Origin of the sequence: Microbacterium alcoholitolerans, from assembly GCF_050408615.1 — a bacterium.
Classification (GTDB): Bacteria; Actinomycetota; Actinomycetes; order Actinomycetales; family Microbacteriaceae; genus Microbacterium.
Window position 1 is genome coordinate 2,028,477 of record NZ_JBNTKD010000001.1, and the last position, 12,865, is coordinate 2,041,341.

General features: G+C 69.4%; 9 protein-coding genes. 3 read left to right on the plus strand and 6 right to left on the minus strand.

Annotated features, from left to right (window positions below; genetic code table 11):
- Positions 1–38: 38 nt before the first annotated feature.
- From trxB to ACQUSX_RS09735, 3 genes are all read right to left on the minus strand, one after another.
- Positions 39–1,013 (minus strand): thioredoxin-disulfide reductase, encoded by a 975-nt coding sequence (gene trxB, locus ACQUSX_RS09725; RefSeq protein WP_428906731.1) that lies wholly within the window; start codon positions 1,011–1,013, stop codon positions 39–41.
- A gap of 102 nt (positions 1,014–1,115) precedes the next feature.
- Positions 1,116–2,735: a murein biosynthesis integral membrane protein MurJ gene (gene murJ, locus ACQUSX_RS09730; protein WP_428906732.1), complete on the minus strand. Its 1,620-nt coding sequence runs from the start codon at positions 2,733–2,735 to the stop codon at positions 1,116–1,118.
- A complete protein-coding gene (locus tag ACQUSX_RS09735) occupies positions 2,728–4,923 on the minus strand; it encodes a DUF6049 family protein (RefSeq protein ID WP_428906733.1) in 2,196 nt (731 codons plus the stop codon). Before ACQUSX_RS09735 ends, murJ begins: the two co-directional genes overlap by 8 nt.
- Before the next feature lie 76 nt (positions 4,924–4,999).
- Between ACQUSX_RS09735 and ACQUSX_RS09740 the strand changes: the two genes are divergently transcribed.
- The gene (locus tag ACQUSX_RS09740; RefSeq protein WP_428906734.1) at positions 5,000–6,622 is read left to right on the plus strand and encodes a class I SAM-dependent methyltransferase; all 1,623 of its coding nucleotides are present in this window, start codon (positions 5,000–5,002) and stop codon (positions 6,620–6,622) included.
- A 29-nt stretch (positions 6,623–6,651) separates the two neighbouring features.
- The gene (locus tag ACQUSX_RS09745; protein ID WP_428906735.1) at positions 6,652–7,710 is read left to right on the plus strand and encodes an LLM class flavin-dependent oxidoreductase; all 1,059 of its coding nucleotides are present in this window, start codon (positions 6,652–6,654) and stop codon (positions 7,708–7,710) included.
- A gap of 117 nt (positions 7,711–7,827) precedes the next feature.
- Here the strand turns inward: ACQUSX_RS09745 and ACQUSX_RS09750 are convergent, their stop codons facing one another.
- Positions 7,828–10,404 (minus strand): purple acid phosphatase family protein, encoded by a 2,577-nt coding sequence (locus ACQUSX_RS09750; RefSeq protein WP_428906736.1) that lies wholly within the window; start codon positions 10,402–10,404, stop codon positions 7,828–7,830.
- Between the two features lie 169 nt (positions 10,405–10,573).
- Here ACQUSX_RS09750 and ACQUSX_RS09755 point away from each other — a divergent pair, with 169 nt between their 5' ends.
- Entirely contained in the window at positions 10,574–12,031 is a 1,458-nt protein-coding gene (locus ACQUSX_RS09755; protein ID WP_428906737.1) for a CCA tRNA nucleotidyltransferase, read from the plus strand.
- A 48-nt stretch (positions 12,032–12,079) separates the two neighbouring features.
- On the opposite strand, the gene ACQUSX_RS09760 is transcribed toward ACQUSX_RS09755, so the two are convergent.
- Both ACQUSX_RS09760 and ACQUSX_RS09765 read right to left on the minus strand, forming a co-directional pair.
- Positions 12,080–12,472 (minus strand): PIN domain-containing protein, encoded by a 393-nt coding sequence (locus ACQUSX_RS09760; RefSeq protein ID WP_428906738.1) that lies wholly within the window; start codon positions 12,470–12,472, stop codon positions 12,080–12,082.
- Positions 12,469–12,852, minus strand: a complete 384-nt coding sequence (locus ACQUSX_RS09765; RefSeq protein ID WP_428906739.1) for a FitA-like ribbon-helix-helix domain-containing protein — start codon at positions 12,850–12,852, stop codon at positions 12,469–12,471. Before ACQUSX_RS09765 ends, ACQUSX_RS09760 begins: the two co-directional genes overlap by 4 nt.
- Positions 12,853–12,865: the final 13 nt, after the last annotated feature.

The following is a 12,865-nucleotide window of genomic DNA, read 5'->3' on the forward strand; positions in this document are numbered from 1 at the left end:
GTACAACACCGGACGGCGACGATGTGTTCCCTGCGGTATCAGCTCACGATGACCTCGGCGGCGATGGCCGCCGGCTCCTGCACCGAGGAGTCTTCGAGATCGGCGAGGAAGTGCTCGGCGTCGAGAGCCGCCACGACGCCCGACCCGGCGGCGGTCGCGGCCTGACGGTAGGTCGGGTCGATCACGTCGCCGGCGGCGAAGATGCCAGGCACCGAGGTGCGCGACGAGCGGCCGTCGACCCAGATCGTGCCGGCGTCGGTCAGCTGCAGCTTCTCGTGCACCAGGTGCGTGCGCGGGTCGTTTCCGATCGCGATGAAAAGGCCGTCCAGCTCGAGCTCCCTCAGTTCGCCGTCGACGCTGGAGCGCAGCTTCACGCCCTTCACGGCGTCGCCGCCGAGAACCTCGACGACCTCGCTGTTCCAGATGAACTCGATCTTGTCGTTCGCGAACGCGCGCTCCTGCATGATCTTGGATGCCCGGAGCGTGTCCTTGCGGTGGATGACGTACACCTTCGAGGCGAAGCGCGTCAGGAAAGTCGCCTCTTCCATGGCCGAGTCGCCGCCGCCGACGACGGCGATCGTCTTCTCGCGGAAGAAGAACCCGTCGCACGTCGCGCACCACGACACCCCGTAGCCGGACAGGCGCTCCTCGCCCTCGACGCCGAGCTTCCGGTACGCCGAGCCGGTCGCGTAGATGACGGTGGATGCCTCGTGCTCGGCACCGCTGCCGAGGACGACCTTCTTGACCGGGCCGTCGACGTGCAGCTCGGTGACGTCGTCGTACAGCACCTCGGTGTCGAACTTCTCGGCCTGCTCCTGCAGCTTGGCCATCAGGTCCGGGCCGAGGATGCCCTCGGGGAAGCCGGGGAAGTTCTCGACGTCGGTGGTGTTCATCAGCTCGCCGCCGACCTCGACGGTGCTGGCGATGAGCAGCGGCTTCAGATTCGCGCGGGCCGCGTAGATGGCCGCGCTGAAACCGGCGGGGCCGGAGCCGATGATGATGACCTGACGCATGTGCTCTCCTTGATCAGCAGGATCGGATGCCGAAACTGCATCCCCTGCTTCAACAATGGTAGCCGCGTGACATTCCCGTGCGGCGAGGCTCTCGGCCGGTCGTCAGCGCCCGGGGAGGAACCGCTTGACGAGTCCCTTGGCCGCTGAGAGCTCCGGCGCGCGGAGAATGAGCAGCACGATCGCGTACACGACCACTGCGACGAGCCCGATGACACCGGTTCCGACGGCGCCGAGCATCTTGTCGACGAAGGTCGATCCGGTCTGCCCGGCCGTCCAGCCCTCGCCTGCGCCTATCAGCACGTAGACGCCCCATCCGGCGAAGCCGGCCGGGATCGCGGCGATGAAGAAGCGGCCGAGCGACAGCAGCGTCTGCGGCAGCTCGAGTCCTCCGAGGCGGTTGCGCAGGATCCAGATCGCGATCACCGTCTGCACGAGTCCGGCGATCGACTGGCCGAGGGCCACGGCTGCGGCGAGCTGGCTGAGCGGCGCGACCGCCGCGGCCAGGTACGAGAAGCCGATGATCAGCGCGACCTGCACGAGGGTGAACAGGAACGGCGTGCGAGTGTCGCCGAAGGCGTAGAAGGCGCGCTGCACGATGAACAGCACCGACAGCGGCAGCAGGCCCACCAGGTAGCAGACCAGGACTGGTGCGGCCTGCACCGCCTGGTCGGCGCTCTCGGTGAAGATCCGCGTCGCCGGCACCGCGGCGACCGCGAGGGCGATTCCCGAGCCGACGACGAACAATGAGACCGCGCGGATGCACCGCGCCACATCGCTGCGCACCTCGTCGCGGCGTCCGGCTGCGGCGTGCTCGGCGATCTGGGTGAAGTAGGGGGTGCCGATCGAGATCGCGAAGATCGAGTACGGCAGCATGAACACCAGCCAGGCGGCCATCATCAGCGCGGTCGAGGGGTATTCGCCGGATGCTGCCGAGACGACCCGCGTCTGGATGAGCCCGGCGATCTGGCCGGCCATCACCATCAGGAACGTCCAGCCCGCCAGTGTTCCGACGTGGCGAAGGCCGACACCGCGCCAGCGGAAGTCGGGGCGCAGGCTCAGCCCCGTCCGCCGCCAGGCGAGCAGCAGCAGTCCGGCCTGCAGGGCGATGCCGAGGGTGGCGGTGCCGCCGAGCACGGCGATCATCGTCGGGTCCCACACGCCGATCCGGCTCTGGTTGCCGCCGAACAGCGCGATGAAGACGAGGAATCCGGCGATCGAGATGAGGTTGTTCGCGACCGGCGTCCACGTGTACGGGCCGAACACCCGCTTCGCGTTCAGTGTCTCGCCGATCAGCGCATACAGGCCGTAGAAGAAGATCTGCGGCAGGCACCAGTAGGCGAACGCGGTGGCGAGAGCCAGCTGGTCGGGCGAGAACTTGTCGGCGTACAGCGCGACCAGCCAGGGCGCGATCGCCATCGCGAGCGCGGTGACCGCGAGGAACACGACGGTCCCCAGCGTGAACAGCTTCGAGATGAACGCCTGCCCGCCGTCCTTGTGACTGGCCGAGCGCACGATCTGCGGGATGATCACGGCGGTCAGGATGCCGGTCTGGATGATCGTGAAGACGTTGTTCGGCAGCTGGTTGGCGACCGCGAACGCGTCGGCGGCCTGCCCGATGCTGCCGATCGCGGCGACGAGCACGATCGTGCGCACCAGCCCGGTGACGCGCGAGATCAGAGTGCCCGCGCCGAGGATCGCACTGGCTCGGCCGAGACTAGTCATCGCTCTCCTGCGTCTTCGATTCAGTGTCGACGGCGCCCGTGGCATCCGACTCGACGGCGCCCGTGGCATCCGACTCGCCCCCGGCCGTGGCATCCGCTCGCCTGCGCCGCACGGTGCGGACGACACCGAGCACGAGCAGCAGTGCGATCAGCCCGCCGAGGATTCCGAGGCCGATGCCCTCCCAATCCGCGCGCAGCGTGACATCCGCGACCGCGGGCTCGCCGATCGCGACGCCAGTGGGGCTGGTGAGACGGAACGTCACCCGCACGTCGCCGCTCGCCACGCGAGCCTCGATCGGCACGTTCACCCTGGTGCTGCTGGCGGCGAGCGCCTCGACCTGCGTGACCGGCTGGATGTCGAGGCGCGGGTCGGAGGGGGTGCTGTACAGCGAGACGTTGACGTTCCACGGCAGATCGTTGCGCACCCACACCGGGAGCGGTGCGGCGGACGTGAACAGCTGCACGGGCTTGGGCTGCTGGATGCTGACAGCGTCGAGCGTGGTCTGCGCCCGCTCGACCTGCGCGCTCACGGCCGCAGAGAACTCGCCTTCGTCGAGCCCCACGCCGATGGTGCGCAGTACGCGGATGCGCGTCGGCGCGAGCAGCACTCCCGGCTCGTCGAGGATGGTCGCGAAGCTCGTCAGCCTCTGCTCGTCGGCGAGCAGAGCCTCGAGCGCCGGGACCCGATCGGTGGATGCGTCGGATGCCAGGGTGACGGATGCCGGCGGCGCGGCCAGCAGCTCGTCGAGGGTGAGCCCGGGCGACGCGAACGTGCTCAGCGCGGCGCGGAGGGCTGCGGGAGAGCGGATCTCGGAGCGGTCGAGGGCGAGGATCGCGGTCGGCGACTGTGCGGCGGTGAAGAACAGATGGCCCGCGGCGGCGGCGAGCTCGCGGTCGATCTCGGGACCGTCGGTGAGCGCGACGGCTGCGGACAGGCGGGCGGATGCCGCGGCATCGGCGACCAGCACGTCGCGGGCGCCGACGGCGCCGTGCGAGACGGCGGGACCCGCGACCGAGGTCGACGGCAAGATCGTGGTGACGCCGTCGCCGAGGTAGCCGCCGAAGGTGGCGAGGTCGTCGTCGGAGACGTCGCCTCGCGGCCAGAGGATGCCCGGCTGAGCGCCGGCTATGGCGGAGAGCGTGGCCGTGTCGGGGAGGGTCGGCTCGGGGTTCGGCGTAGGGGTGGCCTCGGGAGACGCTGTCGCTTCCGGCTGGTCGGGATCGTCCGCGGCGGACTCGTCTCCGGCCGGGAAGTCGGCGGTCTGCATGAGCGGGGTGAGTTCGGGCGTGGCCAGCAGCTCGGGCAGACCCGCGTGCGCCTGCACGGTCGCATCCGCGTCGCCGAACTGCAGGGCGAACACGTCGTTGGGGAGGCCTTCGAGCTCGTTCAGCCAGTCGGTGGCGCTCGCGGGGGCGCTGATTCCCAGCATCCGGATGGCGGCGATGATCGCCGGATCGACGGCCAGGATCGCGGCGGTTCCCGCGACGGCATCGAGCTGTCCCGCGAGGCCACCCCCCTCGGCCGTGAGGACGGCGAGTTCTTCGGAGGTGAGCAGGCCCCCCTCGGCGGGCGTGGCGGTGATCGGCACCAGCACGGCCGTGGTGCGCGCCCCGGAGGCCGCGACGACAAGCACCGTCGTGGCGGAGGAGTTCCACGGCTCGGGTTCGCCGTCGACGCCGGTGGTGGTCGCGCCCGACAGGCGCGCCTGCAGTGCGTAGACGCCAGGACCGAGCTGGCCGAGGTCCACCGCATCCACGACCACATTCACCGCCGCCTGCGCGCCGTCGCTGACGACCGGCGTCGGCTCGACGGCGATCGTGGTGAAGCTGCCGGCGATGGTGCCGTCGTTCAGCCACGCGTCCAGCGCAGCGCTGTCGGCGAGCGGTGAGCGGTTCACCTGCAGGCTCACGCTGCCGGCGGTGAGGTCGGTGTCGGTGTCGTTCGCGAGGGTCACCGTGCTGACCAGGGGACCGCCCGGATCGATGGCGGTTCCTGACCCGGCGGACACCGAGAGCTCGACGACGGCGTCGGGCTCGGGGGCATCCGGCTCTTCCACCGCGGATGCCGCGGATGCGCCGCCCAGGGCGAGGGAGCCGACGACGAGTACCGCGGCGAGGCGGCTCAGCAGCCGGCGCGCACGCGGGCGGGAGCCTTCGCGGGGGAGCGTCGAGATCATGTATCGGGTCATCGGTGCCGGGGATGCGGCGAGGACGACGCCCCCGATTCTAGGCCGCACAGCGTGCGGAACCCTGAAGGCGCGTAGAGTGACGGCCGTGCCGGACCGCGCCCACCCCCGCCCTGATCCCGTCGTCGTGCAGGCTCTCGCCTCAGATCTGGACGCCGCTGACTTCCGTTCCGATCCGCTGCGACGGCTGTGGGGAGACGAGGCCGACGACGCACTGGCTCGCGGGATGCGCGAGCCGATCCTGCGCGCCATCGCCGGGCGCGACGACGCGCTGTCGACGATCGGTCGCCTGTGGGTGCTCGGGATGCCGCAGCCGCTGGATGCTGTCGAACGTGCCGTGCCGCGGGTGGGCGTCGACGCCCTGGCGACGCTGGGTCTGGCTGAAGTGCGGGATATGCAGGTGGTGCCGCTGGCGTTGATCCGCCCGCAGTCGTTCGTGGACGCCGACGGCGTCGGTGAATGGTGGATTGCCAGTGACCTCGACGAGGTCGCCCTTGGCACCTCGCTGCCCGCCGATCACGTGTTGGGAGTGGGCGGTGCGTCGCGGACGCTGGCCGAACTGGTGATCCCGACGCCGGTGGAGCGGGCACTGGACCTGGGTACGGGATGCGGGATCCAGGCTCTGCTGATCGCCCGGCACGCGGGCACCGTGATCGCGACCGACATCTCGGAACGCGCGCTCGCCTACGCCGAGCTGAACGCCCAGCTCAACGGCGTGCACAACATCGTCTTCCGCCTGGGCAGCCTCTTCGAACCGGTGGCCGGCGAGGTGTTCGATCTCATCGTCTCGAACCCGCCGTTCGTCATCACGCCGCGAGTGAACGGCGTGCCCGAGTACGAGTACCGTGACGGCGGCCTGGTCGGCGATGCTCTGGTGGAGCAGTTCCTGAGCGGAGTGCCCGCGCACCTCGCCCCTGGCGGCATCGCGCAGCTGCTGGGCAACTGGGAGTCGCGCGGCCGCGCGTGGGGCGGCGCCGAATCGGGCCTTGACCGGGTGCGTGGGTGGATCGACGATGCATTGGATGCGTGGGTGATCCAGCGCGAAGAGCTGACTCCCCTCGGATATGCCGAGTTGTGGATCCGCGACGGCGGCATCCTGCCGCGCGACGAGGAGTTCACGCGCCTGCTGACCGCCTGGCTCGACGACTTCGCCGCCCGTGACGTCACTGCGGTCGGCTTCGGGTACATTCTGCTGCGCCGACCCTCCCGCGACCTTTACAGTTCGGGGGCCGACACGCCAGATGTCGGCCCGGATGCCCGGAACCGTCCGACATCTGGCGTGTCGGCCCGCGAGGTGCATCCGTCCGGCGCTCGCCTCCGCCGGTTCGAGACCGTTTCGCAGCCCGTGTCGGACCTCGGGCGGGCACTCAGGGCCGGCCTTGCCGCTCATGACGCGCTGATCGAGGGCATCCCCCAGCGGCTCGTGGTCGCCGCCGACGTGACCGAGGCCCGGCACTACATGCCGGGCAACGACGACCCGAGCGTCATCGAGCTGCGGCAGGGCGGCGGTTTCGGCAGGACGATCGGCGTGGATTCCGCGCTGGCCGGCTTCGTGGGTGCCTGCGACGGCGAGCTCACCGTGGCGCAGATCGCCGCGGCTCTCGCCGACCTGTTCGACGTGCCGCTCGGCGATCTGTGGGCCGATCTCGAACCGCGGATCCGGCAGCTGGTGCTCGACGGCATGCTGGTGCCGGCGGAATAGCATCCGATGACCATGCGTTCGAATAGATCATGAAGGCTTTCGGATTCCTCTCGTTCGGGCACTACGCCGACGTCCCTGGATCGGTCACCCGCACCGCCGGCGACATGCTGAAGCAGACGATCGAGCTCGCCGAAGGCGCCGACGAGATCGGCATCAACGGCGCATACGTCCGCGTGCATCACTGGGCGCGGCAGGCCGCGTCGCCGATGCCACTCCTCACCGCCATGGCGGCGCGGACGAAGCGCATCGAGGTCGGCACCGGCGTCATCGACATGCGCTACGAGAACCCGCTGCAGTTCGCTGAAGAGGCGGCGACCCTCGACCTGATCGCAGACGGGCGCATCGCACTCGGCGTCAGCCGCGGGTCACCCGAGACGGCCCTGCGCGGCTACGAGTCGTTCGGCTACGTCGACGCTGAAGACACCGAGCGCGGCAGCGTGCTCGCCCGCGAGAAGTTCGACCTGTTCCTGCGCGCGATCGACGGTGAGCGCATCGCGCCTGGCGACCCGCGCATGGTCGGTGCAGGCCAGTACCTGGCGATCGAACCGCAGTCGCCCACGCTGCGCGATCACATCTGGTGGGGCTCCGGTTCGCGCTCCAGCGCGGTGACGACCGGCAGGCTCGGGCTGAACATGATGAGCTCGACCCTCGTCACCGAGGCCACCGGTCAGCCGTTCCACGAGCTGCAGCGCGAGCAGATCGACACCTTCCGTGCGGCGTACAGGGATGCCGGTCACACGGGCACTCCGCGCGTCTCGGTCAGCCGCAGCGTCTTCCCGCTCATCAACGACACCGACCGTGCGTACTTCGGCCTGCGCAGCGCCGAGAACGGCGACCAGATCGGCATCATCGATGGCATCCGATCGACCTTCGGCAAGACCTACGCGGCCGAGCCCGACGCGCTCATCGAGCAGCTGAAGGCCGACGAGGCCGTGATGGCAGCCGACACGCTCATGCTCACGATCCCCAACCAGCTCGGTCCGGAGTACAACCTGCACGTGCTGCAGGCGTTCGCCGAGCACGTCGCTCCGGCTCTGGGCTGGAAGCCCAACACCGAGGGCCCCGTGCAGGGCGACCCCGTCGCCTAGCCGCCCGCTTCTTTCGCCGACACCCGGGAAAGCGCCGACACCCCGTCGCAGAGACGTCTCCACGACGGGGTGTCGGCGGCAGCGCGGGGTGTCGGCGACCTGCCGCACCCCGTGAGGTCAGCTGCGCGCGCGACGGCGGGCCGCGACGAGCGCGAGGCCGAGGGTCAGCAGCAGAGCACCCGTCACGATGAACGGAAGGCTGTCGGCGCCGGTCGTGGCGAGAGCGCCGGACTGATCGTCGGAATCCGCAGCACCGGATCCGGAGCCCTCACCGGATCCGGATCCGTCGTCGGAGCCTTCACCAGAGCCGGAGCCGTCGCCGCCGCCGGGCTGCTCGCCGGGAGCCTCTGCGGCGGTGACCACGAGCGACACGGTGACCTCGTCGCCGTTCTCGCGGATCACCGCGAGGGTGTGCTCACCGGCATCCGTCGTCTCGGGCACCGTGACCGACGCGGTGAAGGTGCCGTCAGCATCCGCCGTCGCCGCGCCGAGACGAACCGGCTCCGAGCGCAGCTCGAGAGCCACCTTCTCGCCCGGCTCGAAACCCGCACCCGCGACCGAGACCGATGCGCCGGCCTCGACCGAGTCGACATCGAGCGTCACCGACGCGGGAACCTTCTGCGCGGGAGGGGTCATGCCTGCCTCGGTGACCCACTTCTGGCCGTCGTCGTACTTCGTCACGGTGAACTGGTCGTACACCTCGCCGACGTTCTTGTCGGTGGTCGCGCCGGCGACCTTCTCGGCGATGTACGAACGGTAGACCAGCTGATCCTTCGACACGTCGATGACCTGGTACGTGGTGATCTTCTCACCGCGAAGCACCTGCGTGGCGCCGTTGTTCGTCCACACGTTCTTCGCGTCGGTCTCGAGGCTGTAGTGCTTCGCGCCCGAGTTCGACACCATGTACACCGGTCCGGTGGTGAGGCCGGGCGTCTCCGTCGCGGTGGTGTCCTTGTAGCCGCGGGCGTAGGTGTGGTCGTGCCCCATCATCACCAGGTCGATGTCGTTGCGCTCGAACACGGGAACCCACTCGTCGCGCAGGATGGGCTCATCGCGACCGGCGGAAGTGGAGTACACCGGCTGGTGGAAGGTCACGACGTTCCACTTCGAGGGGCTCGTGCTGAGGATGTGGTCGAGCCAGGCCGCCTGGAAGCGCGTCCACAGACGCGAGACGTCGTTCTCGGGGCACGCCTCTCCGCTGCAGGAGGGCAGGGCTCCCGGCGTCAGGAACGTCCTGTCGCGCGTCGCGTTCAGCGTGATGAAGCGCATGTTCTGGTAGTCGGTGTAGTACGCCGTCTCCTGCGCGAATTCGCTCCAGTGCTCGAAGTACGCGCGGTACTGGCGCGCCACATCGCTCTCGCCCTGGGCGAGGTTGGCGAGCTCGCCGACCGTGCCCGTGGACGGGTTGTTGTGAGGGTACTCGAAGTTGGCCTTCCAGGCTGTGAGCATCTTGTCGCCGGAGTACTCGTGGTTGCCCGGCGCCGCCATCACGTTCGTGGTCGCCGCGGCATCCTTCATGCCCGTGAACCAGTTGGTCCACTCGGTGTCGTTCGACGAGGTGTTGATCAGGTCGCCGGCGTGCACAGAGCCGATCGACCGAGGGGCGTTCGCCTCGGCCTGCTTCACGACCGACGGCCAGGTGGAGTCGAGGCCGATCTGCGCGTCGCCGTAGTAGACGAACTGGAAGTCGGTGGCGTTCGGGTCGGCCGTGGTGAACTCCCGCCACTCGCTCCAGCTGCCCTCGAGCCCCACGCGGTAGCGGTAGGAGGTCGCCGCGGTCAGCCCGTCGACGGTCGCCGAGAAGTGCTGCAGCGGGCTGCCGCCCACGACGCCGGCCGAGTACGCGTCGACCGTGCGCACCGGGGCGTCTCCGGCGGCCGGGGCGATCTGCACCTGGCCGGACGCGTGCGAGGCATCGCCGGCCTGCCAGGAGAACGACTGGGACGTCTCGGGCGTCGCGGTCGGGGTGAGGATCACACGGGTGGGTGGCGCGGCGACGGGCTCGGCGTTCTCAGACACGAGCTTCAGCTCGGACAGATCGAAGTAGATGTCGGAGCTCGACGCCCGATCCTGGTACAGCGCGACCGCGATCGTGTTCTCGCCGTCGTTGAGCAGATCGCCGGTGGCCGAGAACGTGCTCGTCAGCGGGTCGCCGTTGCTGTCGCCGGCGTACTCGAGATTCGTGGTCTCTGTGATGCGGCCGTCGACGTAGCTGGCGACCTTCTCGCCGTTGATCCACACGACCAGCGCGTCGTCGTAGGTGACCTCGCCCGTCAGAGACGCGACCTGCTCGGCGACTCCCTGCTCGAGGGTGAAGTCGGAGCGGAAGAAATACGTGGGGATCGTGGTGCCGGTGTCGTCGATGTAGTGGGTCAAGAGCGTGCGAGGCTGGTGCGGGCCGACGGGCGCGAGCTCGCCGCGCTTCGCCCCGAACGATCCCTGCGCGCTCTTCCATGCGCTGTCGTCGTACTCGGGGGCGGTCCACACGCGCAGGTTCGCGTCGCCGCGCGCCGGGTCGGTGTTGTCGTCGAGGTAGCGCCACGTGCTGTCACTGGTGAGCAGCGGGTCAGTCGGCACCTCGGGAACGGATGCCGCGGACGCGGCCGCCGGAGGTAGGAGGATGCCGCCGAGCAGCGTGACGAGCGCAGCGGCGGCCACCGGTCGGGCGTGCCGTGCGACGGGTCGAGAATGCATGTCGATCCTTCGAGTCGGGGATGGGGTCGCGCACTTGAGCGCGCGGGTTCACTCAACCGGCAGCAGGTGACCCGCCGATGGCGTGATGGAGTCCGTTCCGTGAACTCGCGTCTCCCGCGCTCGTCGGATCGCGCTGATCGCGCTCGCGCGCGCCGGTAACCTGGAACCCATGCTCAATATGGCCGAGGGCCTGTCCCGGCTCGCCGCGCTCGCCGCGAATCCCGTCGTCGCCACGCTCGCGACCGCGTTCGCCGACGCGGGGTTCGAGCTCGCCGTCGTCGGCGGCCCGGTGCGCGACGCACTGCTGGGTCGTGACCTCCACGACCTCGACTTCACGACGGATGCACGGCCCGACGACATCCTGCGGATCGTCAAGCCGATCTCGAGCACCCAGTGGGACATCGGCCGTGCGTTCGGCACCATCGGCGCCCGGGTTCAGGGCGAGCAGGTCGAGATCACCACGTACCGGGCCGACAGCTACGACGGCGCCACCCGCAAGCCGGTCGTCGAGTTCGGCGACAGCATCGACGACGACCTGCAGCGACGCGACTTCACCGTCAACGCGATGGCGCTGCAGGTGACGCCGCCGGCGCAGCGGCCGGAGTCAGCACCGGGTCCGAGACTGGTCGATCCGGCCGGCGGCGTCGAAGATCTCGTCGCGGGCATCCTGCGCACTCCGATCGATCCCGATGTCAGCTTCGGCGACGACCCGCTGCGCATGCTGCGCGCCGCGAGGTTCAGCGCCCAGCTCGACTTCACCGTGGCGGATGCGACGTTCGCTGCGATCGAGAAGCTGGGCGCCACGCTGAAGATCGTCAGTCCCGAGCGAGTGCAGGGCGAACTGGTGCGCCTCATGCAGACCGACGACCCGGTGCGCGGCATCCGCGTGCTCGTCGACAGCGGCCTGATCGAGCAGTTCCTTCCGGAGGTCAGCGCGCTGCGCCTCGAGGTCGACGAGCACCATCACCACAAGGACGTCTACGAGCACTCGCTGACCGTTGTGCACCAGGCCATCGCGCTCGAGCAGCAGCGCAACCCCGGTGCCCCGCCCGACGTGGCGCTGCGCATCGCCGCCCTGCTGCACGACATCGGCAAGCCCCGCACCCGGAAGCTCGAGGCCGGGGGAGGGGTCACCTTCCACCACCACGATGTGGTCGGCTCGCGGATGGCGCGCAAGCGCCTCCAGGCGCTGCGCTTCGACGGCGAGACGACGGATGCCGTCGCGAAGCTCATCGAGCTGCACCTGCGCTTCTTCGGGTATGCCGAGGGCGCGTGGACCGACAGCGCCGTGCGGCGCTACGTGCGCGACGCCGGCGAGCTGATCGAGCGCCTGCACATCCTGGTGCGCGCCGACGTCACCACGCGCAACAAGCGCAAGGCCGCCCGCCTGGCGAGTGCCTACGACGACATCGAGCGCCGGATCGTCGAGCTGCGCGAGCAGGAAGAGCTCGACAGCATCCGCCCCGACCTCGACGGCAACCAGATCCAGCAGATCCTCGGCATCCCGCCGGGCCGTGAGGTCGGCGAGGCGTATCGCTTCCTGCTCGACGTTCGTCTCGACGAGGGACCGATCGGATCGGATGCTGCCGAGCAGCGCCTGCGGGAGTGGTGGGCCGCCCGCGGCTGATCAAGGTCCGGTTCCTGAGCGAGCGAAGCGAGGCGAGGGCGCGACGGATCAGCGCAGCTCGGGAACGATGATCTCCACCTCGTCGGCGACGAGCTCGAAGTCCTTCGGGTTCAAGGTCATGATCGCCGCGCCGAGTGAATAGGCGTGGCCGGCGATCATCGTATCGATCCTGCGGGCCTGCGCAGGGCGGGTCTTGGCGACGATCGATGCCATCTTCCCGTACCCTTCGGCGGCAGCTCGGTCGAAGGGCAGCCAGGCTGCCCCGACCACGTCCTCGACCAGGCTCAGTTCCTGGACACGGCGCGCTCGGGTGCGGGGGTCGGGTGCGAGTTCGATGCCGAAGCGCAGCTCTGCGAGGGTGAGTGCGCTGAGGGCGAGCGACTCATCGAAGAAGGGCAGTTCATGGACTCGGATTAGGGCGTTGGTGTCCAGCAGAATCACTTCTGCTGCTCCTCACGCAGCCGATCGGACTGCTGCTCCGCGCGCTCCCATGGATCGAGCCACTCCTCATCTGCGCTAGTGTCCGACCGACGACTCTCCGACACTTCGGCCGCCCACTCGCGTGCGACGCGCTGCTGCGCAGGCGTCCTCGGGTTTGCGGCAGCTCGCGCCATGACCTCGCGCATGGGGACGGAACGTCTGGCAGGCAGCACCTGACGGGCAAGCGCGTCCTCGATCCCGCTGATCTGACGGTCGTCCGCGGCGAGGCGGTTCAGCGCCTCGCGGATCTCGGCCTCCATCGACCGCCCGTTGCGCTTGGCGCGCTTCTTCAGTGCCGCGACCACCTCGTCGCTGAGATTACGAATGGTCACAGTAGCCATGTCAGCCTCCTCG

Coding starts and splice junctions, on each gene's coding strand:
- trxB (WP_428906731.1), bottom strand. CDS start 1,013: ATGCGTCAGGTCATCATCATCGGCTCCGGCCCCGCCGGTTTCAGCGCG.
- murJ (WP_428906732.1), bottom strand. CDS start 2,735: ATGACTAGTCTCGGCCGAGCCAGTGCGATCCTCGGCGCGGGCACTCTG.
- ACQUSX_RS09735 (WP_428906733.1), bottom strand. CDS start 4,923: ATGACCCGATACATGATCTCGACGCTCCCCCGCGAAGGCTCCCGCCCG.
- ACQUSX_RS09745 (WP_428906735.1), top strand. CDS start 6,652: ATGAAGGCTTTCGGATTCCTCTCGTTCGGGCACTACGCCGACGTCCCT.
- ACQUSX_RS09750 (WP_428906736.1), bottom strand. CDS start 10,404: ATGCATTCTCGACCCGTCGCACGGCACGCCCGACCGGTGGCCGCCGCT.
- ACQUSX_RS09755 (WP_428906737.1), top strand. CDS start 10,574: ATGCTCAATATGGCCGAGGGCCTGTCCCGGCTCGCCGCGCTCGCCGCG.
- ACQUSX_RS09765 (WP_428906739.1), bottom strand. CDS start 12,852: ATGGCTACTGTGACCATTCGTAATCTCAGCGACGAGGTGGTCGCGGCA.